At 44.2% G+C, this 25,912-nt stretch carries 27 protein-coding genes and 1 tRNA gene; 19 read left to right on the top strand and 9 right to left on the bottom strand.

All coding sequences use genetic code 11. The features are described from left to right. Positions 1-105 precede the first annotated feature (105 nt). The gene (locus Y697_RS01105; RefSeq protein ID WP_121549862.1) at positions 106-330 is read left to right on the top strand and encodes a S4 domain-containing protein; all 225 of its coding nucleotides are present in this window, start codon (positions 106-108) and stop codon (positions 328-330) included. Here Y697_RS01105 and Y697_RS01110 read toward each other — a convergent pair. Beyond that, positions 320-1,048, bottom strand: a complete 729-nt coding sequence (locus Y697_RS01110) for a biotin--[acetyl-CoA-carboxylase] ligase (protein WP_121549863.1) — start codon at positions 1,046-1,048, stop codon at positions 320-322. The genes Y697_RS01105 and Y697_RS01110 overlap by 11 nt on opposite strands. 45 nt (positions 1,049-1,093) lie before the next feature. Continuing rightward, positions 1,094-1,894: a 3-methyl-2-oxobutanoate hydroxymethyltransferase gene (panB, locus tag Y697_RS01115; RefSeq protein ID WP_121549864.1), complete on the bottom strand. Its 801-nt coding sequence runs from the start codon at positions 1,892-1,894 to the stop codon at positions 1,094-1,096. Positions 1,895-2,121: 227 nt separating this feature from the next. Between panB and Y697_RS01120 the strand changes: the two genes are divergently transcribed. The 8 genes from Y697_RS01120 (at position 2,122) to gltX (ending at position 9,536) form a co-directional block, all read left to right on the top strand. Next, on the top strand, positions 2,122-3,213 hold the full coding sequence (locus tag Y697_RS01120) for an FtsW/RodA/SpoVE family cell cycle protein (RefSeq protein WP_121549865.1): 1,092 nt from the start codon (positions 2,122-2,124) through the stop codon (positions 3,211-3,213). A gap of 17 nt (positions 3,214-3,230) precedes the next feature. Then, a complete protein-coding gene (ftcD, locus tag Y697_RS01125) occupies positions 3,231-4,145 on the top strand; it encodes a glutamate formimidoyltransferase (RefSeq protein ID WP_121549866.1) in 915 nt (304 codons plus the stop codon). A gap of 80 nt (positions 4,146-4,225) precedes the next feature. Then, positions 4,226-5,359 (top strand): imidazolonepropionase, encoded by a 1,134-nt coding sequence (gene hutI, locus Y697_RS01130; protein ID WP_259462254.1) that lies wholly within the window; start codon positions 4,226-4,228, stop codon positions 5,357-5,359. Beyond that, positions 5,356-5,823, top strand: a complete 468-nt coding sequence (locus tag Y697_RS01135; RefSeq protein WP_121549868.1) for a 23S rRNA (pseudouridine(1915)-N(3))-methyltransferase RlmH — start codon at positions 5,356-5,358, stop codon at positions 5,821-5,823. The genes hutI and Y697_RS01135 overlap by 4 nt, the downstream gene beginning before the upstream one ends. Before the next feature lie 20 nt (positions 5,824-5,843). Then, positions 5,844-7,211: a hemolysin family protein gene (locus tag Y697_RS01140; protein WP_121549869.1), complete on the top strand. Its 1,368-nt coding sequence runs from the start codon at positions 5,844-5,846 to the stop codon at positions 7,209-7,211. After that, a complete protein-coding gene (locus tag Y697_RS01145; RefSeq protein ID WP_121549870.1) occupies positions 7,165-7,557 on the top strand; it encodes a cytidine deaminase in 393 nt (130 codons plus the stop codon). The genes Y697_RS01140 and Y697_RS01145 overlap by 47 nt, the downstream gene beginning before the upstream one ends. Position 7,558: 1 nt before the next feature. After that, positions 7,559-8,095 (top strand): NUDIX hydrolase, encoded by a 537-nt coding sequence (locus tag Y697_RS01150; RefSeq protein WP_121549871.1) that lies wholly within the window; start codon positions 7,559-7,561, stop codon positions 8,093-8,095. Further along, on the top strand, positions 8,088-9,536 hold the full coding sequence (gene gltX / locus Y697_RS01155) for a glutamate--tRNA ligase (protein ID WP_121549872.1): 1,449 nt from the start codon (positions 8,088-8,090) through the stop codon (positions 9,534-9,536). Before Y697_RS01150 ends, gltX begins: the two co-directional genes overlap by 8 nt. Positions 9,537-9,569: 33 nt before the next feature. On the opposite strand, the gene Y697_RS01160 is transcribed toward gltX, so the two are convergent. The 7 genes from Y697_RS01160 to Y697_RS01190 form a co-directional block, all read right to left on the bottom strand. Continuing rightward, on the bottom strand, positions 9,570-10,529 hold the full coding sequence (locus tag Y697_RS01160) for an ABC transporter permease (protein WP_121549873.1): 960 nt from the start codon (positions 10,527-10,529) through the stop codon (positions 9,570-9,572). Next, positions 10,526-11,581: an ABC transporter permease gene (locus tag Y697_RS01165; protein WP_121549874.1), complete on the bottom strand. Its 1,056-nt coding sequence runs from the start codon at positions 11,579-11,581 to the stop codon at positions 10,526-10,528. The genes Y697_RS01160 and Y697_RS01165 overlap by 4 nt, the downstream gene beginning before the upstream one ends. Continuing rightward, positions 11,578-13,119, bottom strand: a complete 1,542-nt coding sequence (locus tag Y697_RS01170; RefSeq protein ID WP_220665718.1) for an ABC transporter ATP-binding protein — start codon at positions 13,117-13,119, stop codon at positions 11,578-11,580. The genes Y697_RS01165 and Y697_RS01170 overlap by 4 nt, the downstream gene beginning before the upstream one ends. Positions 13,120-13,259: 140 nt before the next feature. Further along, positions 13,260-14,282, bottom strand: coding sequence for a BMP family protein (locus Y697_RS01175; RefSeq protein WP_121549876.1), 1,023 nt, complete (start codon positions 14,280-14,282; stop codon positions 13,260-13,262). Further along, positions 14,279-16,600 (bottom strand): hypothetical protein, encoded by a 2,322-nt coding sequence (locus Y697_RS01180; protein ID WP_121549877.1) that lies wholly within the window; start codon positions 16,598-16,600, stop codon positions 14,279-14,281. Before Y697_RS01180 ends, Y697_RS01175 begins: the two co-directional genes overlap by 4 nt. Before the next feature lie 18 nt (positions 16,601-16,618). Further along, the gene (udk, locus tag Y697_RS01185) at positions 16,619-17,224 is read right to left on the bottom strand and encodes a uridine kinase (RefSeq protein WP_121549878.1); all 606 of its coding nucleotides are present in this window, start codon (positions 17,222-17,224) and stop codon (positions 16,619-16,621) included. Then, positions 17,224-17,877, bottom strand: a complete 654-nt coding sequence (locus Y697_RS01190) for a redox-sensing transcriptional repressor Rex (protein WP_121549879.1) — start codon at positions 17,875-17,877, stop codon at positions 17,224-17,226. The genes udk and Y697_RS01190 overlap by 1 nt, the downstream gene beginning before the upstream one ends. Positions 17,878-18,026: 149 nt before the next feature. Between Y697_RS01190 and Y697_RS01195 the strand changes: the two genes are divergently transcribed. From Y697_RS01195 to tilS, 10 genes are all read left to right on the top strand, one after another. Then, positions 18,027-18,362 carry a hypothetical protein gene (locus tag Y697_RS01195; protein WP_121549880.1) on the top strand — a complete coding sequence of 112 codons (336 nt, stop codon included), beginning with the start codon at positions 18,027-18,029 and terminating at the stop codon, positions 18,360-18,362. Then, complete coding sequence (locus tag Y697_RS01200; RefSeq protein ID WP_121549881.1) at positions 18,362-18,898, top strand: DUF4416 family protein; 537 nt, start codon at positions 18,362-18,364, stop codon at positions 18,896-18,898. Before Y697_RS01195 ends, Y697_RS01200 begins: the two co-directional genes overlap by 1 nt. Beyond that, positions 18,895-20,196 (top strand): 30S ribosomal protein S12 methylthiotransferase RimO, encoded by a 1,302-nt coding sequence (gene rimO / locus Y697_RS01205; RefSeq protein WP_121549882.1) that lies wholly within the window; start codon positions 18,895-18,897, stop codon positions 20,194-20,196. The genes Y697_RS01200 and rimO overlap by 4 nt, the downstream gene beginning before the upstream one ends. Before the next feature lie 19 nt (positions 20,197-20,215). Next, positions 20,216-20,722 (top strand): CDP-diacylglycerol--glycerol-3-phosphate 3-phosphatidyltransferase, encoded by a 507-nt coding sequence (gene pgsA, locus Y697_RS01210; RefSeq protein ID WP_259462292.1) that lies wholly within the window; start codon positions 20,216-20,218, stop codon positions 20,720-20,722. Between the two features lies 1 nt (position 20,723). Next, a complete protein-coding gene (gene thpR, locus Y697_RS01215) occupies positions 20,724-21,296 on the top strand; it encodes an RNA 2',3'-cyclic phosphodiesterase (RefSeq protein WP_121549884.1) in 573 nt (190 codons plus the stop codon). Next, entirely contained in the window at positions 21,280-22,329 is a 1,050-nt protein-coding gene (gene recA / locus Y697_RS01220) for a recombinase RecA (RefSeq protein ID WP_121549885.1), read from the top strand. Before thpR ends, recA begins: the two co-directional genes overlap by 17 nt. Further along, entirely contained in the window at positions 22,329-22,766 is a 438-nt protein-coding gene (locus tag Y697_RS01225) for a regulatory protein RecX (protein ID WP_121549886.1), read from the top strand. The genes recA and Y697_RS01225 overlap by 1 nt, the downstream gene beginning before the upstream one ends. Before the next feature lie 54 nt (positions 22,767-22,820). Further along, positions 22,821-24,356, top strand: a complete 1,536-nt coding sequence (gene rny, locus Y697_RS01230) for a ribonuclease Y (protein WP_121549887.1) — start codon at positions 22,821-22,823, stop codon at positions 24,354-24,356. Positions 24,357-24,400: 44 nt separating this feature from the next. Further along, a tRNA-Thr gene (locus Y697_RS01235) sits at positions 24,401-24,476 on the top strand. Positions 24,477-24,518: 42 nt separating this feature from the next. After that, complete coding sequence (tilS, locus tag Y697_RS01240; RefSeq protein WP_121549888.1) at positions 24,519-25,910, top strand: tRNA lysidine(34) synthetase TilS; 1,392 nt, start codon at positions 24,519-24,521, stop codon at positions 25,908-25,910. Positions 25,911-25,912 lie beyond the last annotated feature (2 nt).

The raw sequence follows: 25,912 nt of genomic DNA on the forward strand, positions 1-25,912 counted from the left end.
AGCGCCCCTGCACCTAGCGGAGTGGCGGGGGCAAGAACATCTCGATGACATAATTATACCTATTTTGAGTTAGTTAGTCAAGTGTATACTCATAGGAGATTTCTCTTGCGGATAGACAAATACTTGAAAACAAATGGGATAATCAAAAGAAGAGTAGTTGCAAAAAGAGCGATTGAGAGGGGTTACGTTTCAAGAAACAATACTCCGGCAAAGCCAGCATCGGAAGTAAAACCCGATGACATCGTTTCCATAAGGTTTTCAAACAGAACACTTATTGTGAAGGTTACTGAGGATTTCCGGTCGGAGGTTGTTCGGGAGATTAGAGAATAACCTCCCCTGACTTTATTTCTAGGACTGTTCCGCTTTCTTGTTCGATCAACAGGGATGAAGGGGTTATCCTCTTAATTATACCAGTGACTCTTTCATCTTCGCGTAGGGATACAGTTATTTCATCATTCTCTCCGAAAGCGAGGTGTTTTTTCCATCGTCGGGTGAGGTATCTACTTTTTCCTCTGATTAGGTAGGTCTTTCTGAGGAATTCTATTCTCTTAAGAAGCCTGTCTAGAAGCGATTCAAGTGATATGTGATTACCCTTCACGGTACTCAAACTGATCCCGGTTTGCTTAATTTCGTCGGGCATTTCATTGTTTACGTTGACACCTATGCCTACTACTATGGCACCGAGTGAGCTGCCAGCAAAAACGGCCTCTGTGAGAATTCCGGCAGCTTTCTTGCCATTTACCAGAACATCGTTTGGCCACTTGATCCTTACAGACTTGAAGTCAAGCTGGAGAAGAGTTTCAACAATAGCGACGGAAGCAAGTTTAGTGTATTCATTTGGTTCTCTAATCAGTGTTGGTTTGAAGACTATTGAGAACCACAACCCGCCTTTGCTAGAGTGCCAAACTCGTTTGTGCCTCCCATAACCCTTTGTTTGCGATAAAGCCCAGACTACTGTACCAGAAGGAAGTCTGTCCAGGTTATCAACAGCGAACCGATTAGTGGAATCTATCTCAGAGAAAGAAATCACATTCTCTCCCGCCATCATATTAGGGTCCTACCTCTCCAGACAGTTCAGAAACGTCAAGGGGCATCAAATTTCTTCGGCGCCCTCAAAGGCATTCTTTTCGTCGGGGAAGGTACCTGACTTAACCTCTTCATCGAAATTCGAGAGGGCCTCAATTATCTCCGATTTAAGGTCTGCAAATCTCTTAACGTATCTTGGCCTCGATTCATCGTTTATTCCCAGAAGGTCATGCCATCTCAGAAACTGTCCGTCACAGTATCGCCCTGAACCTAGACCTATGGTAGGTACCGAAGAATCCTCCGTTAGCCTCTTTGCCACATCTTCTACCACCATTTCGAGAAGTATTGCAAAGACTCCGGCTTCTTCAAGATCGTTTACGGACTCAATCAACCTTTTTATGCTCTTTTCGTCTCTTCCCTGAACTTGGTATTCCCCAACCAAACTGGCATGCTGAGGAGTTATTCCAATGTGCCCCATTATGGGGAACCCTCTGTCTACCAGATACTTTATTAGATCGGCTGTTTCGAATCCTCCCTCAATCTTTACTGCATTGGCTCCATGCCTAAGAAAAGCCATGACGTTCTCAACGGCTTTTTCTGTAGAACACTGGTAGGATCCGAAAGGCATATCTGCAACAATAAATCCCTTCTTTGAACCTCGGCGAACGGATTTGAGAGACCAGATCATCTCGTTCATCGTAACTGATAAGGTATCCCTCTTACCCATGACAAGAGTTCCGAGAGAATCTCCGACCAATATTATGTCTACCCCCGCTTCTTCAGCGAATTTTGCTTCAAAGTAACTGTATGCGGAAACCATGGAAAGCTTCCTTTGATCCTTTGATTCAAGAATCTCTCTCACATTCATAATATCCTCACTTCTCCTTCAGATTCGTCTGCGTCTCCGGGTTCAGTCTTTTCCTCTCGTTGACTATCTTTGATTATGGAGACCTCTCCGGTTCGATTATACATTTTTGTCGGCCTCGAAGACAAAGCAAAGTCAAGACCACATTTCTACTGGGATTCCCAGATGAAGGCCTTAATGCGTAAGGTGATTCAGAAGTTATATAATCATATTGAATGAGAGGAGTGTATATGAAGCGCAGAGTTGAGTTCTTGCTTCCGTTAATTATGGTTTCACTGATGATATTTGGCCTGATAGTGCTCTACAGTGCCACTTTTGGTGATAGAGAAGAGTACCTGTTCGGCAGGCAACTTGTTTGGGTTCTGCTTTCGTGCGCGGTTTTCGTTTTTACTGCTTATGTAGTTAAGAGAGGTTTTTGGAAGAGTATTTCTTTTCTGTTGGTATTGCTCTCTGTTGTCACATTGGGCGCAGTTCTTTACCTGGGACCGGTCGAAGGTTCTCGAAGATGGATAGATCTTGGCATTGCCAGCTTCCAGCCATCAGAGCTTGCAAAATTCTCCCTGATAATCTTCCTTGGATATATTTATTCGAGAGAAGGGAAAAGCAAGTATGGGCTCTTTTTTCTGGGTGTGCTGATTACTGGTGTCTTCGTTGGTCTCATCTATCTTGAACCCGACCTGGGAACGACAATTATCGTAATGATCATCTGGTATTTCATGACTCTAGTCAGTAAGAAATACGATAAGCTAATGATTGCAATGACTGCGCTTATCGCTCTATTGGTGCCAGTAGTTTTTTTGTTCGGTCTAAAACCTTACCAGCGAGATAGACTTCTGAGCTTCCTTCACCCCGAGGAATACGCCTCCGGAGCAGCTTATAATACGATACAGGCAATCAGGGCGATTGGCTCCGGTGGTCTGGAGGGCACCGGAATGCTTCAGGGAACGATGAACAGGCTTGGATACGTTCCAGCAGATCACACTGACTTCATATTCTCGGTTCTTGGTGAGGAGTGGGGCTTCATTGGAGCCGTTTCGTTGCTTATCATGTATTTGCTTCTGCTTTGGAGGATTTGGTCGATCACAAGAAAAACAGGGAGCGAGTTTGGTAGAATAGTTCTTAGCGGAATATTCGCGGTTTTTGCCTTTCATGTGGTTGAGAATGTTGGAATGAATCTGGGACTACTGCCAGTTACTGGTATCCCGTTGCCTTTCGTAAGTTACGGCGGATCATCGTCGATGATATTTGCGCTTCAGTTAGGAATAGTCCATAGTTACTCAGTAAAAGAGGTTGAATATGAAAAAGAACTTGGAGAGCAGTAGATTGTGAGGGGGTATGAATGAGACTCATAGAATCAGTGCCAAATTTCAGTGAGGGTAGAAGATTAGACGTTATTGAGCAGATTGTTGAGGAAGCCAGGAAAGTAGAGAACGTTTGGGTTCTTGACTATTCAAGTGATCCAGATCACAATCGTTCTGTAATTACTATAACTGGAGAACCTGAAGCAGTGGAGACTGCGTTGTTTAGCATGGCTCAGAAGGCGGAGGAATTGATCGATTTAAGAAACCACTCCGGTGAACACCCGAGAATGGGCGCGACGGATGTCATTCCGCTCGTACCAGTAATGAATACGACTAAAGAAGAATGTATTACGCTTTCAAAGAGACTTGGAAAGAGAATCGGGGAGGAACTAAAGATTCCCGTCTACTTGTACGAAGATTCTGCATCTGCACCTGAACGGGTAAGTCTTTCAAACATCCGAAAAGGGGAGTTTGAGAATTTTGCTTCGAAGATTGAAAGTGAGCAATGGAAGCCTGACTTCGGCCCTTCGGAGATTCATCCGTCTGCGGGAGTAGTAGCTATAGGTTGCAGAGAATATTTAATTGCTTTCAACGTCAATTTGGGAACTGATAAGATCGAGATTGCGGACAGAATATCTAGATCGATAAGGAATATAAGTGGAGGGTTTCGCTACGTGAAAGCTCTTGGATTTAGGCTAGAGGATAGAGACATCGTTCAGATTTCGATGAACATGACGAACTATAGAAAGACTCCTCTTTTCAGAGTTTTTGAGGTAATAAAGTCAGAAGCGGAGAGATACGGTGTTCCGATTGTTGGCTCCGAAATCGTCGGTCTTACTCCTTTACAAGCGCTTGTCGAGGTTGCTGAGCACTACTTAAGACTGGAGAAGTTCTCAGGTTCTACGATTCTTGAGAAAAGGGTGCTGGACTTCATCGCAGATAGGGATAAATGAAAGTGCCTGCCGAGCTCGCCATTTTGAATATACGACAGGCCGTATCTCCTCCAAAGGCCGGCCCTCTCCGGGGCAAAGAGATGTCTTCTCTCGAGATAAAGCACGATGTGAACATCGCTATTGAGGAAGGGAAGATATCGTACATCGGTCGGGAATACGTGGAGGCCTATCAGTATATTGACGGAAGTCAACTCGTCGTCATGCCAGGGTTTGTTGACTGTCACACACACATCCCATTCGTTGGAAGCAGGAGCAGCGAGTTCATAATGCGACTTTCAGGGAAGAGCTATATGGATATCATGAGAGCCGGCGGAGGCATCATATCTACCGTCAAAGAGGTAAGAAAGGCTTCGGCCACGAGCATCCTTGCCGACTCCTTAAGTTCTCTGGATTCAATGCTCTCGCTCGGTGTTACAACTGTTGAAGGGAAAAGCGGATATGGTCTGGATAAAGAAAATGAGCTCAAACAGCTGAAGGTCTTGAGAGCTCTGGATTCGATTCATCCGGTAGATGTTGTCCCAACTTTTCTGGGAGCGCATGCAGTAACTGATGAGTATGGATCACCAGAGGAATTTCTGGATCTAATGGCGGGGATATTCGATGATTTGGTGGAACTGACAGACACGATCGATATTTTCTGTGAGAATGGGGTCTTCGACGAAGCCCTGTCCAGACAATACCTTATGAAGGCACAAAAGAAGGGTTTCAAAGTTAAGCTCCATGCTGATGAACTTTCATCGTCAGGTGGAGGAAGACTGGCAGTTGAACTGGGAGCCGTTTCGGCAGATCATCTGATTTCAGCTGACAATGAGACTTTAGTACTTCTGGCAGAAAGTGAGACAGTTGCTACTCTTCTTCCCGGGACTTCATTCTTTCTCAATGAGCCTTTTGCCAAAGGTAGAAAACTCATCGATCTCGGGGCGATAGTAGCGATAGCATCGGATTTTAACCCGGGCTCTTGCAATATATTCAATCCGTTTTTCATTATCTTCCTTGCGGTATCCCGTTGCGGTCTTTCTGTTGAAGAGGCTATAAATGCCTATACGGCGAACAGTGCAAAGGCGTTGTGCCTTGAGAAAGAGAAGGGAATGCTTGAGGTAGGATACGATGCAGATATGGTGCTAATTAGGGCAGAAGATTATAGCGAAATAGTTTACAATTTTTCGAGGGATCTTGTAGAAGGAGTAATTAAGAACGGGAACAGGGTAAGATGAATATAAAGGTTGTTGTTACCGGAAAGCCAAAGTCGCATTTCATAGTTGAAGGAATCGAACAGTACAGAAAATGGCTTACTAGCTTTGCAAGAATTGATCTTGAGTATTTCCCACTGGGTGGTAAAATCCATAGGGAGAGGGAAAGGGTTAAAGAGAAAGAGGGAAAGAGGTATCTGAAAATTGCCAGTCCTTATGACACAATTCTCCTTCTCGATGATCGTGGAGATCAATACTCATCAGAAGAGTTTGCACGAATGCTTGAAAAATGGCAAAATATAGGAGTAAGTAGTCTGTCTTTCTTTATCGGAGGACCATTAGGTTTCAGCGAAGAGGTTCTTTCGAGAGACTGGCAGAAGTTGTCTTTGTCAAGGATGACATTCACTCATGAAATGGCTGTTCTCTTACTTTTGGAGCAGCTCTTCAGGGGATTCACAATTCTGGACAACAGACCGTATCATTATTGATCTGGAGGTGCAAATTAGAAGTGGAAGACCCTACTAGTAGCGGGGATCCTGTTTCGCTCTTATTGAACTTTGTACTACTTGGCTTTCTTCTTTACCTTTCGGGTGTCTTCTCTGGAACAGAAACGGCTCTCATGACTATGAGCAAATTGAAACTACGCGATCTTATGGATAGCAAAGAAAAGCGCTTCAGCAGTTCTGTGAAATACTTTGTCGATAACCCGAATTCAGTTCTTACTGCAATACTTGTGATGAATAATGTTGTAAACATCCTTTCTTCGTCACTCGCGACTTTACTTGCACTTCGACTTCTTCCGAATAATTCGGCCGGAATTGCCGCGGCGCTTGTTACGGGGGTCATGACTTTTCTCATTCTGGTGTTTGGAGAGATAACTCCTAAGATTTTCGCACGTGAGAATTCAGAGAGATTCTTCAGAAGAATGATAACGGTAATCACTGTAATCACCGTGGTTTTGAAACCTCTCTTATGGCTCTTATTGCATATCTCGAATTTCTTCATAGTAGTTGTTGGGGGAAAGAAGGTTGATTTTGCGCCATTCATTACTGAGGACGAAATAAGATCTGCAGTAGATGCCGGTCATGAAGAGGGAGTACTCCAATCGGAAGAAAGAATGATAATGAAGAGAACTCTGGAATTGAAAGACATCTCAGTAAAAGAGATAATGACTCCGAGAGTAGAGATCGAGGCGCTGGAAGAAGAGCAGCCGCTCATAGATTTGATGGAACTTGTCGAATCGGAAGGATATTCTCGATACCCGATCTACAGAGAGAACATAGATAGAATTGTTGGAGTATGCTACGCGAAAGATCTGCTGAATTTCATTCTAGAGAGAAAGGACAATAACGTTCTTAAGACTATTCATGTTGAAGAGATAATGAGGTCTCCGTATTTCGTGCCTGAAACTAAAAAGGTCGATGACCTGCTGAGAGAATTCCGAGAGAAGAAAAATCATCTCGCGGTGGTCATTGATGAGTATGGAGGAACGGCAGGAATAATAACGATGGAAGACGTTATTGAGGAACTGACAGGCGAGATCCTCGATGAGTACGATGAGGAGTCAGAAGAGATGATGATAGAGAGACTTGGTGAAAGTGAGTATATTGTTGATGGAATGACTCCGATTAACGATATAGAGAGAGAACTGGAGCAGCCATTTCCCAATACTGAATTTGAGACAATAGGCGGGTATCTTCTTGAAGTTCTTGAGAGATTTCCGGAAGTGGGAGAAAAAATAATCGTAAATGGTTTCACTTTCGAAATCCTGGCGGCCGGAAAGAATAAGGTAGAGAAGATTAGGCTCAATGTTGATAGGAGGGATGTTGATGAAAGACACTTCAGAGGAGAAAGCACTAATACAGAAGGCTATTGAGGCAAAGGATAGATCATATTCACCGTACTCGGAATTTCCCGTTGGAGCGGCTCTGCTGACAGAGGAGGGTGAGGTTTTCGTTGGAACTAATGTGGAGAACGGTTCATACGGACTCTCCATATGTGCCGAAAGAGCGGCAATAGTATCTGCAGTCTCAAGAGGTTACAGGAGATTCAGGAGTATTGCAGTAGTGAGCGACCAGAAGGAGCCAACCTCTCCATGTGGAGCATGTAGACAGTTTATGGTTGAATTTGGTGACTTCGAAGTAATTCTCGTAGGAAGTGAAAGAATTCTAAGAACAAGCACCTATGAGTTACTGCCTCTTCATTTCGAAATGGAGAAGTAAGATGGAGCTTTCAATTGCGAAGGAAGAAATCTTCTCTGGCAGAATCCTAAAACTCGAGAAGCACACTGTGACCTTGCAGGACGGAAGCACCGCATCTCGAGAGGTTGTAAGACATCCTGGGGCAGTGGCAATTGTTGCGGTTTCGGGCAGCAAATTGCTTCTTGTCAAGCAGTTCCGTTTTCCTGTTCAGAAGTATATGCTCGAAATTCCGGCAGGAAAACTCGATGCAGGTGAGAGTCCTGAAGAATGTGCCCGAAGAGAGTTGCTGGAGGAGACGGGATACATTCCGAAAGATCTGCGAAAACTGGCAACGATTGAGACTTCGCCGGGTTTTTCCGATGAGATAATTCACATCTACTCTTCGGAAGTTGAAAGATTTCAGGTTCCGTGTCCCGATGTGGGTGAATTTGTGGAACCGGTTCTGATTGACACTAAAGAGGTTATCAAGATGATAATCGACGGGCAGATAACTGACAGCAAAACGATCTCAGGTATTTTGCTCTCTTTTCTTGGAAAGGAAAGTGATTATAATGATTAGAGTGAGATTTGCGCCCAGCCCTACTGGATTTCTCCATGTCGGCGGAGCGAGAACTGCGCTTTTTAACTATCTGTACGCAAAGCACTACGGAGGGAAACTCGTTCTGAGAGTTGAAGACACAGATATTTCCAGATCCACGAAGGAGTTCGAAGAACAACTGATGGAAGCACTCCTGTGGTTGGGCATTACATGGGACGAGGGACCAGACGTTGGTGGTTCATCTGGACCGTACAGGCAGAGTGAAAGAGGTGAGATTTACAGAGACATGGTCATAGATCTCCTTAAAAGAGATCTGGCCTATAAGGTTTACGCTTATCCAGAGGAGATAGAGGGACTTCACGACAAGCTTCTTTCGGAAGGTAAAGCTCCACACTACGATCACTCGATGCTGGAGTCCTTCAATTCAGCCGATAGAGTATCTGAATTTGAATCGAAACAGCTGAATCCCGTTGTCTTCTTCAAAATGCCACGTAAAGAGTACCGGCTTTCGGACAAGATAAAGGGAGAGGTCGTCTTTAAAGAGGGAGCGATTGGTGATTTCGTGATAATGCGGTCCAACGGGCAGCCAATCTACAACTTTGCCGTAGTTGCCGACGATATCTCAATGGAGATCTCTCACGTGATAAGAGGAGACGACCATCTTTCAAACACACTGAGACAGCTGGCTCTGTATGAAGCCTTCGGGGTCGCAATACCCTCATTTGCCCATGTGTCTATGATCCTTGGACCTGATGGAAAGAAGCTCAGCAAAAGGCATGGCGATACCTCGGTCGAGCAGTTCAGAGAAAAAGGATTTCTTCCTGAAGCGTTCTTCAATTTCCTTGCTTTGTTGGGTTGGTCTCACCCGGATGGGAAGGAAATCTTACGACATGAAGAGATAGTTGAAAGCTTCACAATTGAAAGGGTCAATACAAGTGCGGCGATCTTTGACGACGCTAAGGTAAGGTGGATGAATGGGGTTTATATTCGCGAAACCGACCTTGACAGGATAACGGATCTGACAATCCCCTTTATTGTGGAATCGAAGCTAATGACTTCTGAAGAGGTTGTTGCCAACAGAAAGTGGTTAAGAAGAGCCATTGACTCTGTTCGAAAGGGAGTTGAGACACTTTCTGAAGTACCAGAGAAAATGAAGTTGTATTTCGATGACCCTGAGCTGACTCAATTCAGCCCATCCAGTGATAGCGAAAGGGAAGTTTACAGGGCTCTTGAAGCCTTCAAAGACAGAGTAGAATATCTTGATTCCTGGAATAACGATGAAATAATTGGGACCATAAGAGCTATCATAAAAGATATGAAACCTGATAGAAAGGGTTTCTACATGACGTTAAGGTATATCCTTACATCGGCCGAAGAAGGGCCCGAACTAGTAGATGTTATATTCCTTCTTGGAAGAAATAAGACACTTAATCGGCTTCAGCGGGCACTAAGGATGGCATAGGAGAAGAGGCCCCTGGGGGCCTCTTCTCAATTATCATGATTCCTTTTCGTAAGGCGTTCCCGAAGCTGCAGGTGATCTTGTTTTCCCAATAAAGCCGCCAACAACAATAAGCGTTACTACAAAAGGAAGCATATTGAAAAGCGGTTTGACACTTGCAGATACCGAGACAATCGAACTGCTTTGCAGCTGAAGATTCATCGCTTCTGCAGCCCCAAACAAAATCGCGGCCCACATCGCGCCAACTGGATTCCAGTTACCTAGAATCATCGCTGCAAGAGCAATAAACCCTCTTCCGTGAATCATATTCTCAACAAACCTTCCTAGCTCTCCTACTGATAGAAAAGCTCCTGCAAGACTGGCAAAGACACCACTCATAAGAACTCCAAAATATCTTATCCTGAATACGTTTATCCCAAGAGTATCCGCGGCCTCCGGGTTCTCTCCAACGGCTCTCATTCTCAGTCCTAGAGGTGTCTTGTACATCAGGAACCAGCTTGCTGCTATGGAGATGATCGCAAGATAGGTAAAAGGGCTCATAGAACCGAAAATATCCCCTATGAAAGGGATTTCCTTCAGCCAACCGGCTTCAAGATACGCAACTCTACCAATGAAATCAGTTTGGCCTTCATTTCCGAATATTGGAATCATCAAGAAGGACGTCGTCCCTTGAGCAATGATGACAAGGGCTGTAGCGCTTACAATCTGGTTTGCAGACCACCTTATGCTAGCCCATGCATGGAACCACGTGAACCCTGTTCCAATAATTACTGCCATAAGAACTCCAATCCACGCATTGCCTGAAAGAAGGGTAAAAACAATAGAGGTAAACGCTCCCATAAGCATGATACCTTCGAGAGCAATATTCGTTACCCCAGTGATTTCGCTGTATGTACCTCCGAGAGAGGCGAAAATCAAAGGAGTTGCGGAAAGCAGAGTCAGTTTGTAGAACAAAGGGTTGACAAGTATAGCAAAGATCGCTTCGATCCAGCTCATATTGCAGTCACTCCTTTCTTTCGCCTCCAGGATATGAGTGTGGATACGATCCTTTCAGCTGCAACAAGAAAGATTACTATCCCCTGGATTATTGAAACAATGTCGTTTGGTATCTGGGCTCTAATTTGCATCGCGTTTGAGCCGGTCCTAAGGGCAGCAATAAGTAGAGCAGCAAAAATTATACCGATAGGATGATTTCTACCGATCAAAGCTATTGTGATCCCATCGAATCCCCTTCCACCGGTCAGTTCGCCGACAAATCTGTGAGGTGGGACCCCAATGAGATCAACTATTCCTGCCATTCCGGCAAGAGCACCACTGATCGCCATGGTTAGAATTATACTCTTTCTTATGCTAATACCACCGTACTCTGCTGCATGAGGGTTGAACCCAACGGCCTTTAGCTTGTATCCAGTTGTAGTCTTCTCTATCAAGATGTACATTATTATTGCCACGGCAATGGCAATAAAAATCCCAATACTGAGTTCTGTGGCTTGAACCTTTAGTATTACTGGAAGCTTAGCCGCTTCTGCAATTTCTGGGCTCTTAGGAGTACCCGAGCCCACCGCAAGAGGTCCAGATACCATAAAAGAGGCAATGTTTGCAGCAATCCAGTTGAGCATTATCGTCGAGATAACTTCGTGAGCCCCTGTAAATGCCTTAAGAAAACCGGCTATAGACGCCCAAAAGGCACCGGCAAGCATTCCAACAAGTATCGAAAGAGGAATAGCGATTACCGAGGGTATTCCCCCAATGTTCATAGCTACTATGGCGCCAATGAGTGCGCCCATTGTCATTTGGCCCTCTGCGCCTATGTTGAAAACTCCCGCTCTGAAACCGAACCCTACTGCAAGACCGGTTAGAATTAGAGGTGTCATCTTCATGATTGTATCCGCGACTGCTTCCTGACTGCCGAATGCACCTTCAAGCATTATGGAATAGGCAGTTATCGGATTTTTTCCGATCATTATGATGATAATGGAGGCGATCAGGAGAGCTATTAAAACGGAGACAACAGGTACTAGTAATGCGTAGATTTTGCTTGTATTCATTCTTCATCACTCCGTTCCCTGACGACCTCGGCCTTCTTGTGACCGGCCATCATCAGTCCTATTTCTTCTCGATCGACTTCATCAGGAGTTACTTCCCCCATTATTTCGCCCTCATAGAAGACGAGTATTCTATCAGAAAGGGAAAATATCTCGTCCAGCTCCATTGAAATCAGAAGCATTGCAATACCCTTGTCACGCATTGAAATCAAAGTTGTGTGTATGAACTCAATGGCTCCTATATCTAGTCCTCTTGTCGGCTGAGAGACTACCACAACTTTCGGTTCTATCGGTACGATACTCAGTTCACGCCCTACAACCACTTTTTGCTGGTTTCCGCCTGAGAGGTTTCCAGCAAGCATGTTTATATTCTTTGGCCTGACATCAAATGTATCCACAACTTCCCTGGCGAAATCCTTAACAGCTTTCTGGTTAATAAACCCCTCCTGTGAAAAGGGTTCTTCGTCCTGTTTCCCAAGGATAAGATTGTAAAATACGGGGTACTGAGTTACCATGCCTCGTTTGATTCTGTTCTCCGGAATATGAGTTAAGCCTGTCTCTCTAATCTCCAGCGCGGTTTGATTGGTAAGATCCATGCCGCTAAGGAAGACATTGCCTTTTTCAACCTTCCGTAAACCAGTTATTGCCTCAACAAGCTCTGTTTGACCGTTGCCTGCAACACCTGCTATTCCCACGATTTCGCCCTGACGGACCGAAAAAGAGACTCCGTTAACAGTGTATAGATTTCTGTTGTCTTTGACATGGAGGTCTTTTACCTCGAGAACAGTATCACCAGCCTGCTTCTCTTCCTTTTCCACACGTAGAAGAACTTCTCTTCCGACCATCATTGTGGCGAGTTGTCTCGGGTTAGTGTCTTTAGTGTTTACTTGACCGGTAACTTTACCAAGTCTCATTACCGTTACTCTGTCAGTTATAGCCATCACTTCGTTCAGTTTGTGAGTAATGAAGATGATAGTCTTACCATTCTCTTTAAGTACTCGGAGAATCTTGAAAAGCTCTTCAGTTTCCTGGGGAGTAAGAACGGCTGTCGGTTCATCGAAGATCAGAATCTCAGCGCCCCTGTAGAGAATTTTTAGAATTTCAACCCTTTGCTGCATTCCAACAGGAATGTCTTCGATATACGAATCAATATCAACGGCCAATCCAAACTTCATCGACAATTCTTTAACGATTTTTCGTGACTTTCCAGTGTCCAAGAAGAGTTTTAGAGGGCCGTACTTCGGTTCAGAACCGAGGACGACGTTTTCAGCTACAGTCTGATTGTCCACAAGCATGAAATGCTGATGAACCATACCAATACCCATTTCAATAGCATCTTTAGGACCATTGATTACTGTCCTCTTGCCATTTATAAAAATCTCTCCTTCGTCAGGAGTATAAAGTCCATACAACTGATTCATGAGTGTCGATTTTCCTGCACCATTCTCGCCAACAAGTGCGTGTATTTCACCCTGTTTGACTTGGAAATCGACATGATCATTAGCGACAACGGAAGGAAATGTCTTTACAATTCCCTTCATTGCAACTGCGATGCCGGAGAGATCGAGGTTTTCAACGTTGTTTTCTTTCACACGCTCACCTCCATCGTACATGATACGAAAAATCGGGAGAGTCTGCTCTCCCGATCTTTGATATCACACGATTGTGTGAAGAGCTTCCATTATGGAAGGGTTATTTCTGGGACAACGAATGCATCCAGCTCTTCCTGTGTATCTGGAACAACAAATGTTCCAGCCTTAAGAAGACCTCTTAGGAATTCAACTTCGGAAAGGATAACTGGTCCAACAACATCCTTAGTATAAGTCATGGGGCTGATTCCAACGCCTTCATCCTTAATACCGAGGGTCTTCGTTCCTGGTTCAAAAGTTCCAAGTGCAATACTCATAACGGCCTGATAAGAAGCCATGTCGACTCTCTTGACTGAACTGGTAAGGACTCTTCCAGGAGCCATGTAGTCCTGATCAACGTCAACTCCTACTGCAAAGAAACCTTCTCCCTTTTCAGCAGCGGCTTCAATTACTCCGTTTCCACATGCACCTGCTGCGTGGAAGACGATGTCTGCGCCTTCAGCGAACTGAGCGAGTGCGAGGTCCTTACCCTTCTTTGGATCGTTAAAGTCCATAGTGTATCCCTGAAGCATGCTAATGGTCTTTCCGTGAAGCTCTTCGTAAACTCTAATGCCGGCCTCATAGCCATAGCGGAATCTTTCGACCGGAGGAATTGGGAGACCACCAACAAAACCTACCATGTTTGTCTCAGTCATAGCGGCTACTACATAGCCTACCAGGAAAGCTCCTTCCTGTTCTTTAAATAGATACGTTGCCACGTTGTTGGGCATATTCTCGATCGGATCGATGTCGATACCGATGAAGTAAGTGTCCGGGAACTGAGGAGCAACCTTGTAAAGCGCATCGGCCATCATGAAGCCGACTCCGAAGATAATATCTGCTTCCTTTGCGGCGTTGGATAGATTCGGTATGTAGTCGGCCTGTTCTTTGGATTGAACTACTTCCCTTTCCAATCCAAGGAAATCAGAAGCTTTCACAATTCCTTCCCATGTTCCGTCGTTAAAAGACTTGTCTCCAAGTCCGCCGACGTCAGTAACCATGATTACCTTCATTGCCATTACTGGGAGGGCAATCATGAGAATAAGTGAGAACACCAGCAATAATCTTAGTTTCATTCACTAACACTCCCTTTCTTATGAGATAGTAAGATCCATAGAACTGATAAAACAATTATACCCGCAAAAACAATCAAAAACAAAACGTTTATTGAGGGATTAATGGTCACTCTTAAGATTGGAGACCCGCCTTGAACAAAGAGATTCAAGCTGCTAATTCCTGGCAGAACCAAGAAGAAATAGAGGACGATAATTGCCAGGTTGATATAGGAGATCATGGGCCTTCTAACAACGAATAGAGAAACTGCTAGTAATAATAGAGCGACTAATAGTGCCGCAAATTCACGAACTCTATATACTTTTACAGGTACTGGTGAGGGGTCGCTTTCGAGAAGGGGATCAATCTCTTCATGATAATCATTTAGAGCAATTGCCAATTCTGGTTTGGATCCAAGGACCGTTTCGAGCGAGTAGGTGAAATCCTCCCTCATTTTCTCTCCGGCGTAAACAACTATTTTTTCCGACGTTGCTATCAGAGTCGATACCGACGTTGAGTAACTCCTGCTATTTCTATTGCTATCCCTTATGAAACTATCAATGTCCTTTGTAAGGCCCTGGAGCTCGGAGATGTATGTAGTTTGATTCTCAATGGAGAAATACTCAGTGAAGGCGGGAGCCGCAACTCTAAGTCTTCCATTGCTGTCGACACTGTAACTCATTTCGGCTGATGCTGAGAATGAATTCATCTTATTTGGAATGACTACTCGCAGAATTCTCTTGAAAGCGTTCAGTTCGCTTGAAACAAGAGAGTTCAGGTCTCTAGTCTGCAGACTAATCATCGATTCTGGAGCGAGAAACACATCATTCTTCAGTGTCGAATAATAGACGGAATCATAGAATCCCTCGAAGCTGTCCATAGCTATCTCTGGCTGCTCGTTAAGAAGATTGAGGAAGGGGAATATTGAGATCAAGACAAGGAGGATCAACTTCAGGATAAGAATCCTGCTTCTTTTCCTTCTGTTCAGCAGAGAAGAGATAGTTAGTATAAATATGAAAGCAAAGGCTGGAAGCCCGACTATTGAATGAAGGGATAGGTCAAAGATACCTGCAGTGATATTGCCTATGAAAAATAGATAGAGGGTTTCGAGAAGTATTATTAAGCCAATCAGATACTTCTTGACGGAAGGGAGAATTGTGAACGCCAGAACCACTAATAATGCATACACAAGAACCCTCAGCCACCAGAGATTGAGGCTCCTTTCAACACTCCGAACAAGATTTGCAGAGAGTTCATTCCTTATTCCACCCATAATATTCGCCTGAATTGGAACAATCTTCCTTACTTCGTCTGCAATATCGCTTTCGATTAGACCTACGGGAGTGAATTGCTTCATTGAAAGAAGCTGTGCTCCCATTCCAATCTTTTCTATTACAGTTGTCCTGACTCCAGGGTTCTGCTCAAGTGAGTCGATTAGTACTTCATACTTGGAGTCTACGGGTTCAATATCAAGCTGAAATCCAGCAATTTCCTTTTCTCTTACGGCAATCGACTCGGGGAAAAAAGGTGCGTATTCGATCAGCCCCATGGATCTCAGAAGCCAAAGTCGAAAAAGCTCTCTTCCATCGGACATCAATTGGGCATCTCCTAATTGAGCGAGATCCATGGCCGTCTGTATCGCCAACCTGCTGATTTCTTCTTCAACTAGAGTACTCACACTGTACTCTTTTGAGCTTAGCTTGGCTACTGTCTCGTTAAGCGCATCGATTATTCTGTTATCGGAAAGACTTAATATTTCCCGCTCTGACTCAATTGGAGCGTCAACGTTCAAACTGAAAGAGGAAAATGAGTTAGATACCCCTAACGCTTCAGGAAATGCTCCTGGCTTCTCCTCCAATAGACCCAAAGAGTAGGCGATCCACTCCTTGTAGACAACCTCGGCCATACTTCGCACTCTTGAGGAATAAGCATTGAAGACTTCGAGGTAGGCCGGCATTTCATTAAGCGAGTATGTCTCAAAGGCCTTTCCCGAAATGTCTGAAAGAACCCACGCGAGAAAAGCGCTGTAAGCAATTCTGTCGTCGCTATCGCGGAAGTCCTCTTCAGCGAATGCCTCAAGATGCTTTGTGAGGAGTCCTGCAATTGTTGTCGAACTTTCTTTTTTCTCAATACTGCCTACCATCTGAAGCTTATACAATCTGTAAATCGACAGATAATCGAGGTCTTCAATAAGTTTGACGACCTTCGGTAGCTGTGGTTCTTGCTGGCCGTAGTCATCTACATAAGTGTTAAAGTCCTCAACAATCAGTTTCTGGCTAAAGGAAAAGGAAAGAACAGCTATTGCCAGAAAGAAGATGACCGAGAGTATAGTCTTTGGCACTTTACACCTCCAGCCCGATCACTTGTTCAACATGTTTTCAATAGCGTTTATTATTACATTTAGCCCAGTAGTGTTAGCGGCTCCGTCAGGTAAAACTATATCACAAAAGTATTTCTGCGGTTCTATGAAGCTCTCAAACGAAGGCGCAACAAACTTCCTGTACTGCTCAATTATGCTGTCCACAGACCTTCCTCTCTCCTTGGTATCGCGCTCAATCCTTCTAATCAGTCTCTCATCTGAAGGAGCATCTATGTATATAGAAAAATCGAAGAGATCTCTCATCTCTTTCTTGAACATAACAAGGAGCCCTTCAACAATAACAAGCGGCTTTGGTTTGAACTCTCTGCATATTCCCTCTTCCCGTCGGTAAGTAACCATACTATAGACTGGAACCATAATGCTTTTGTTCCCTTTTGTCGACTTCAGGTGTTGTTCAAAGAGTTCAAAATCGAAGGCTCTTGGTGAGTCGAAGTTGAACTCTCTTGGATCTGTCCCAGGATCGAGGTTCTTGTAGTAATCATCCATTGAGAGTATTGCAGCTCTATCCTTGAAGTGGTTGTAGATTACGTTGGTAACCGATGTCTTGCCTGAACCACTGCCGCCGATTATCGAAACAAGCACCATTATCTTATTCTTACCCTTCTTGAAGATCCAAAGGTCATGTTGAAGGCCAGTGACCTGAATGAGACAGAGATATCTATCTCTTCATTCCTCACTTCTGGCGGCAACGAGAGTCTCACTGGAGCGAAATTGACTATTCCCTTAATGCTGGCCTCGATTAGCAGTTCAGCAGTACTTTGTGCAGCATTTGCGGGAACTGTAATGACACCAATCTCAATATTTCTTTCCCTGACAATCTCTTTCAGCAACAAAGTAGAGTCGATTACAAGATCATTTGGCATTGGGATTCCTATCTTATTGGGGTTGTTGTCAAATAGAGCTCTTGTAATGAAGCCTGAATTGGAAAGGCCCGGATAGTTTGCCAGAGCCATCCCCAGGTTGCCCATTCCAACGATGCAAGTATTCCATTTTTTCCTGATTCCAAGTATCTCGCTTATACTGTCAAGCAGAAGCTCGGTGGCATAGCCTACGCCTCTCTTTCCGAATTCTCCAAAATAAGATAGGTCTTTCCTGACTTGGCTAGCTTTGATTCCAAGCCTTTCCGCAAGATCCTTTGAGGATACGCTAGGCACACCAGAGATAACCAAATTCTCTAAACATCTGTGGTATACGGCAAGCCTTTTTATCGTAGGTTTGGGGATCCTCCTGCTATCCATTGTTAATCAACCTCCCGGCCGGTTTCTTTGCGAAAATTATAACACGGTTACTCATTAACTACCTTTGATCAGACCACTCAAAAAATGTCATACATCAACGTGCTATAATTACTCTTAGAATGTTCATAATATAGACTGGAGCACTTTTTATGGGAAAGAGAGTTGGGTTGAATAGTCAATTTGCGTCGGTAGTGCTGCTGATTTTGTCTCTCTTCCTTTTCGTAGAAACTCTCTTCATTTACAGGTACGTAAAAGAAGCGCAGTCTACCGAATTTGAAGTTGGTTTTTTTGATATTACAAGTCGATTGAGAGTGCTTTTTGATGATGAAGGGTATTTGCTTCAACCAGGAGAAAACCTGGTACTGAAGATAAAACGAAACGATAGACTTGTCGTTGAACAAGAGCTACCCGGAAGGTACTCAATAATGAGTGGCGGGAAGATTATCAACGTGAGTATTCCACTGGCGGAAGTGAGTGTAAGGTGATGGGAAGTTATCGAAAGACAGAAATGGTGAATCTCGTTGTCTTTATGTTCGGTTCATACATAGATTACAGGCTTCAGGAAATTCAGCCAGTTCTTGAGAGGAAGTTTGGACCGGCAGATTATATATCGAGGTCTCTGGACTTCGACAAGTACACGTCTTATTATAATGATGAAATGGGCTACAACCTCAAAGGCAAGCTGATCTCCTTCAAAAGACTGGTTCATCCTCAGCAGCTTTCGTTGATAAAGAAGATTACCAATGGGGTTGAAGAGAACTTCAGACTTGAAGGGAAGCGAAAAGTTAATCTCGATCCGGGTTACGTCCACCATGCACAGTTTGTTCTTGCTTCCACAAAGCACTGGGCAAATCGAATCTATTTGTGGGACGGCATCTCTGCGGAAATTACACTTATGTTTGTCAACGGTTCTTTTACACCTCTTCCATATACCTATCCTAACTACAGGGATCGGGAATACATCGAAGAATTGATGAGAATTAGAGAGTTGTATCTCCTGAAGAGAAAGGAAAGACTATGAAATTTGGAGTCCTTTCCCTGGGATGCTCTAAGAATATGGCCGATATGGATAATTTCATGGGCATTATGATAGGCAGGGGACATGAGATTGTGAAAGATGCCTTGATTGCTGACTTGCTAGTCATTGACACCTGCGGATTTATAGACGACGCGAAAAGGGAAAGTCTTGAAGAAATATTCAAGTCCATTTCCTTCAAAGCAAGAAATCCTGGGCTCAAAGTACTTGCAGTAGGATGTCTTGTTCAGAGGTATTTTGAAGAGTTGAAGTCGGAGATTATAGAAATCGATGGTTTGATAGGGGTTACAAGCCCGATGACTCTTGCTGATTTGATTGAGAAGGAAGAGTTTTTCTATCACAGAGAGCCCGAGGTAGTCTATGATTATTCCAACAGAGTGGCAGGCAAGTATTCTGCATACGTGAAGATAGGAGACGGATGCAATCGAGATTGTGCTTTCTGTTCAATTCCCAGTTTCAAAGGAAGATCGGTTAGTCGCGCCTCAGAAAGTGTGGTTAAGGAGACGCTTTCTCTTGTGAAAAAGGGTGTTAAGGAGGTAGTCTTGGTATCTCAAGACTCCACGCAGTATGGCAGAGATCTGAATGAAGGACTTGACCTCAAAGGACTTCTCAGGAAACTGAATGATCTCGAAGGCGATTTCTGGATACGCCTTCTATACCTTCATCCCGATCATGTTGATGATGCTTTGGTGGATACGATCATCTCGTTGCCGAAAGTAGTAGATTACTTTGACATGCCTGTTCAGAGTGGTTCGGACAAAATTCTGAAGAGAATGGGGAGATCCAGGAATTCTGCCGAGCTTCTTGAGATGCTTCTATGTATAAGGCAGAAGGCTCCTCACGCTATTTTGAGAACTACAGTCATGGTTGGATTTCCTGGTGAAAGCGAAGTTACTTTCAATGAGACTTTGGACTTTGTGAGAACTGTAGAATTCGACCGACTTGGAGGCTTTGTTTATTCCAGGGAAGAAGGAACAAAAGCGTTTGGCCAGAGAGCGACGGTCGGAAAGGAACATGCGACACAAATGCTAGAGACACTAATGGAAGAACAGGATACCATTTCCGCTGAAAGGCTTTCACACTTCAAAGGAAAGGTATTGACTGTATTGCTTGAGGAAAGCGGTGCCAGCTACACTTTGGGAAGAGCTTACAACAGTGCTCCTGAAGTCGACGGAGTGGTCGTGTTGAAGGGTCATAATGAGGAAGGAGTTTTCTTGAAGGCAAGAATTACGGAAACTTATGAACATGACATGGAAGGTGTTGTGCTGGATGAACTTGCCTAATATTCTAACGTTGTCAAGAATGGTGCTAACCTTGCCTGTTCTCGTGCTCCTAATGACAGGGAACACAATTGGATACTATTTTTCGTTTGCTGTCTTTTTGATTGCTTCTCTTACTGATTTTTTTGATGGAAGGATTGCCAGAAAACGCGGATTGGTTACTGATTTAGGAAAATTCCTAGACCAGATAGCTGATAAAATTCTGGTCACTTCTATATTTCTCGGTTTCATGGCTCTTTCGAAAGTCAGTCTATGGTTCCTATTTGTAGTTGTAACTAGAGATACAGTGGTTTCGGGAATCAGAATGGTGGCATCGAACAAGGGAAAAGTGATCGCCGCTGACATTTTTGGAAAAGCAAAGACGGTCTCTCAAATGACTTTTTTGATTCTGCTCTACTCCAATTTGCTCTGGGATATTCCTCCCAGGGGAGTGATGTTATGGCTAGAGATATTAATTGCGGCAGTTACAGCAATAAGTGGCGCCAATTACCTGCTTAAGAATATAGATATTTTCAAGGGGGGAAAGTAAATTGCGCTCGTTTATTGCAGTAGATACAGGAGAGAAAGTTCCGGCGATGATAGATGGTATTTCGGAAAGACTTAGGAGAATGGGATTCAAAGCTTCATGGGTTCCGGGCACAAACGCCCATCTTACCCTAGCCTTTCTAGACAATATTGAACCGGAGAGACTTTCTTTGATAGCATCAATGCTATCGCGTAGACTTAGGGGTTTCCCTTCGTTTACACTTGAAACTGGAAGGATAGGTTATTTTAAACATAAGGAGTTGCCAAAAGTGATCTGGGTAGCGATAGAGCGGAATCAAAGTCTTCTGAATCTCCAGAGGGAAACCAAAGTTGTTTTGGAGGCGATGAATCTGCCGGTTGACGGAAACTTCAGACCTCACTTGACCGTTGGAAGAATGAAGTTCAGCCCGCCAATGTGGCGCAAATTCCTAAGCACTATTGAAGATGAACGAATAATCTTTCCCGTTGGAGAAGTATCGGTATTCGAATCTATCCTCTCCAGGGATGGAGCGAGGTACAGGAAGGTCTTCACATGCAGCTTTGAAGGAGGACTGATTGAACATGCTGTCGAAGGATAAGAAGAACGCACTCGAAAGAGCGATAAAGGATATCGAAAAGCAGTTTGGAAAGGGTTCGGTTATGTTGATGGGAGAGAAGGAAGACCGAAAAAACATTGAGGTAATCTCGACCGGGTCACTTGCAGTTGATATCGCCCTCACAGTGGGAGGATATCCTAGAGGTAGAGTTGTTGAGGTCTACGGTGCGGAATCAAGCGGAAAAACAACAATAGCCTTGCATGCCATCGCAGAAGTTCAGAAACGTGGCGGAATAGCTGCCTTTATTGATGCAGAACATGCCCTGGATATTCATTACGCTCAAAATCTTGGCGTGGACGTTGATAATCTTCTGATATCTCAACCGGACTACGGTGAACAGGCCCTCGATATCGTAGATGGTTTGATCAGGTCAAATGCAGTGGACCTCATTGTAGTAGATTCGGTTGCCGCACTCGTGCCTAGAACTGAAATAGAGGGCGCTATGGGTGAGTTACAAGTAGGTTTGCAAGCTCGTTTGATGTCACAGGCATTGAGGAAGATTTCGGGAAATGTGAGCAAGTCAAAATGCATTGTGATATTCATCAATCAAACGAGAATGAAAATCGGAGTAGTCTATGGTAACCCTGAAACCACTACAGGAGGTGTCGCACTGAAGTTTTATGCTTCGGTCAGGCTAGAAGTCAGAAGAGGCAGTGCGATAAGAGAAGGAAATACAGTCTTGGGGAATGAAACAACCATTAAAGTTGTCAAGAACAAAGTTGCTCCCCCTTTCCGCGAAGCGAAGGTAGACATAATCTACGGACAGGGAATAGAACACGCGAATGAGCTTTTCAATCTTGCACTCTCAGAAAACATGATTGATAGAAAAGGTGCATGGTATGCATACATTGCCACCGATGGTAATGAAGTAAGCCTTGGCCAGGGAAAGGCCAACGGAGTGGAGTTCATGAAGGAGAACCCCGAGTTAATGCTGGAAATGGAAAACAGACTGAGAACGAAATTTAATCTGCCGCTTCTGGAAGTGAAGAAAGAGGAGAAGGACGAGGATAGCTGATGCTTTCCGATCCGTTGAAAGATGCTCTGAGATATTTGAGATACAGGTTAAGATCAAGAAAGGAAATCCGCACACAGCTCTTCAAGAAGGGGTATTCCGAAGAAGAGATTGAAGAGGTCATTGAGAAGTTGGAAAAGCAGAATCTACTGAACGACAGGGTCTTTGCCAGATTTTATATCAGTGATGGGCTGAATGTTTATTATAAGGGACCTTTCAGACTGAAACAAGAGCTTCTGAAGCTTGGCGTTTCGGAAGAGCTTATTAGAGATTCGATGGACAAAGAATTAGAGAATTGCGACTTGCAAGAGGTTGCAAAGAAGGCAGCAGGTAACACAGAACAGACAGATCCTGATAAGATTAGAAGAAAACTCTACAGAAAGGGTTTTTCGTCTACGATAATCGACGAGATTATTGGTGAGATAAAACAGAAATCATGAAGGGAGGGAGCTGGTTTCCTCGAAGGCTAGTTAAAGGACCAGCGACGAGAAACTATGATGCTATTGATTGGTATAATCGCCGGCCTGGCGGCAGGAATAGCGCTGGCTTATTTTATACTTACCCCCTTGGCCGTGAAGAAGGCAAAGGAGGATCTGGAGCTTCAGCTAAAATCTGCAAAGCAAGATTCTGAATCGATCATCAAGAGGGCCCAGGAAGAGGCCGATCATATGAAGAAAAAGGCTCTAATCGAAGGTCGTGAAGAACTTCACAGACTTCGTGAAGAGCAGGAGAAGGATTTCAAGAGAGATCGTGAAGAATTGAAGCAGTGGGAAGACAGGATTTCCAGAAGAGAAGACAACATCGACAAGAAGGAAGAGGCTATTGAAAAGACGCGGCAGCTACTCGATTCAGAAAGGGTTCGCGTTGAAGAAATGAAAGAAGAGGCTGAAAAGAAGCTCTTTAGTCTGGCCGATCTTTCTATGGAAGAAGCCAGGGAGATTGTCCTGAAGAGAGCTGAAGAGATCTATGAACACGATCTTGCTCAGAGATTGAAGGAAATGAAGGATCATTATGATGAAGAAGGGAATCGATATGCGAAATGGGTCATCGTAAACTCTGTGCAGCGTTACGCTGCAGACTATACAGGCGATGTGACAGTAAGCGCAGTAAGTCTCCCTTCCGATGAAATGAAGGGAAGAATTATCGGAAGAGAGGGAAGAAACATCAGGGCCTTCGAAAAGCTTACTGGTTCGGATCTTGTGATCGATGATACACCAGAGGTAGTCGTTGTATCTTGTTTCAATCCTCTTAGGAGAGCGATAGCGAAAATGACTCTAGATAAACTCGTTGAAGACGGAAGAATCCATCCGGCAAGAATCGAAGAGATGTACGAGAAGTCGAAAAAAGAAGTCTACAGCGAGATAAAGGAGGCCGGCCAGGAGGCCCTGATGAAAGTGGGGATTCCCTCCATGCATCCTGAGCTTGTCAAATTGCTTGGGAGGCTGAAGTTCAGAACCAGTTACGGTCAGAACGTGTTGCAACACTCTGTTGAGGTGGCTCATCTGGCAGCTCTAATGGCTTCGGAACTGGGCTTGAATATTGACAAGGTGAAGAGGGGGGCAATTCTTCACGACATAGGTAAGGCGATTGACCATGAAGTTGAGGGATCACACGCAATTATTGGCGGTGAAATTGCAAAGAGATATGGAGAAAAGGCTCATGTAATTAATATGATACAGTACCATCATGGTGAAACCGAGGCACTAACCCCTGAAGCTGTCCTCGTGGCTGCAGCGGACGCGGTCTCTGCTTCAAGGCCTGGAGCAAGAAGAGAATCTCTAGACATGTATATAAAGAGATTGGAGAACCTCGAGAACATTGCGACCGGATTCAAGCACATAGAAAAGGCTTACGCTATTCAAGCAGGGAGGGAGATTCGCGTGATTGTCGAACCTGAGAAGGTCGACGATCTTCTGGCCGAGAAGATGGCTGTAGATATTGCTAAGAAGATAGAAGAGGAACTTGAGTATCCAGGCGTCATCAAGGTAACTGTTATAAGAGAGAGAAGAAGCGTCTCTTATGCTTCCTGACGGATTGACATGTGAAAAGCAGTAATATAGAATTGAAGTCGGGTGCCAACGTAGCTCAACCGGTAGAGCGGCTCATTCGTAATGAGCAGGTTGGGGGTTCAAGTCCCTTCGTTGGCTCCAGATGCGCCCTTAGCGGGCGCATTATTATTGGTGGTGAAAGAGATGGATCAATTTGAGTTTGAAGTCCTAGATTTCATAAAGAAATGGCACCTAATCAAAAGGGATCAGAAGATACTGGTTGCTGTCTCAGGCGGGAAAGACTCGATGGCACTCCTAAACATTCTGATCAACCTGAAGGCAGAGTTGGGGATAAAGCTTTTCGCGGCTAATCTAGATCATTGCCTTCGAAAGGAAGGTCCTGATCAAGAGGCGAGGATGATTGATGATTTTTGCCGAGAGAGATCTGTGCCTTTCTACCATGAGAAACGTGATGTAAGAGATCTAATGAAGAAAAAGCGCGGCCTATCTATTGAGTCGGCTGCGAGAGAGGTCAGGTACGATTTCTTAAGAGATGTGAAGTCTGCGGTCGAAGCCGACCTGATAGCTGTAGGTCATAATCGTGACGATCTAGTCGAGAATATTCTACTAAGGTTAGCGAGGGGAACGGGTATGAAAGGTGTAGTGGGACTGCGCCCATTCAGTGGTGATTTGATCAGACCTTTGCTGTTCAGCGATATGCAACGTATTATAGATTATGTTACAATTAACAGGGTTACATTTATGGAGGATCAAACCAACTCTGAGGATGATTTTGAGCGCAATTACGTTCGTTTGCGAATCATCCCCGAGTTGAAAAAGATGAATCCGGCCCTCAATGAAGCCATATGGCGGTTCTTTGAAAATATATACGATGGATATGAAATTATCCATGCGAAGGTTGAAATGATTCTCGACCAATTTGAACTTGTGGACGATGTATATTTCATAGAAAGCTCAAAGCTGATTACAGTCGAAAAAGCCGTAGTTCTCGAGATGGCAAGAGAAATAGTCTCAGACTTGAGTTACGACAGTTATCCGCCTTCAAGAGAGCGTGTCATAGCTTTTTACAATCTTCTCACCTCCGCTAAAGGAAGATGGACAGTAGAGTTTAGGAAGGATGTAAAGGCCTCGAAAATCGGAAAGTATGTCTTCTTCCATGTGGGAGAGCTGTTATTGAAGGGGTTGAAGGAAAGAATCATTGATTTTTTGCCTTTTGCCTGTTCCTATAATAGATGGGAGATTACACTGAAAAGGCTGACTAAGAAGCCGAGAGAGGAATTTGAGAAACTAGACGGTGCTTTCTACAGTATATGTTCTGCCAACAGGGTTGTATTACCGATGAGGTTGAGAACAATGAAAGCGGAAGATACAATCATTCCGTTTGGAATGAAGCGAAAGAAGAAAGCGGTTAGTGTGCTTTCAGAGAAAGGTTTGAAGGGCTTCTCAAGTAAGATTCTGGTTCTTGAAAACGCTTCTGGAGAGATCCTTTGGATTCCAGGTGTTGTCACGAGCGAGCTTTGTAGAGTTGGCCCCTCCAGTCTTGATACTGTAGCTTTTTGCCTTGAAAGGAGGTAGTT

This window comes from Mesotoga sp. BH458_6_3_2_1, assembly GCF_003664995.1.
Lineage (GTDB): Bacteria > Thermotogota > Thermotogae > Petrotogales > Kosmotogaceae > Mesotoga.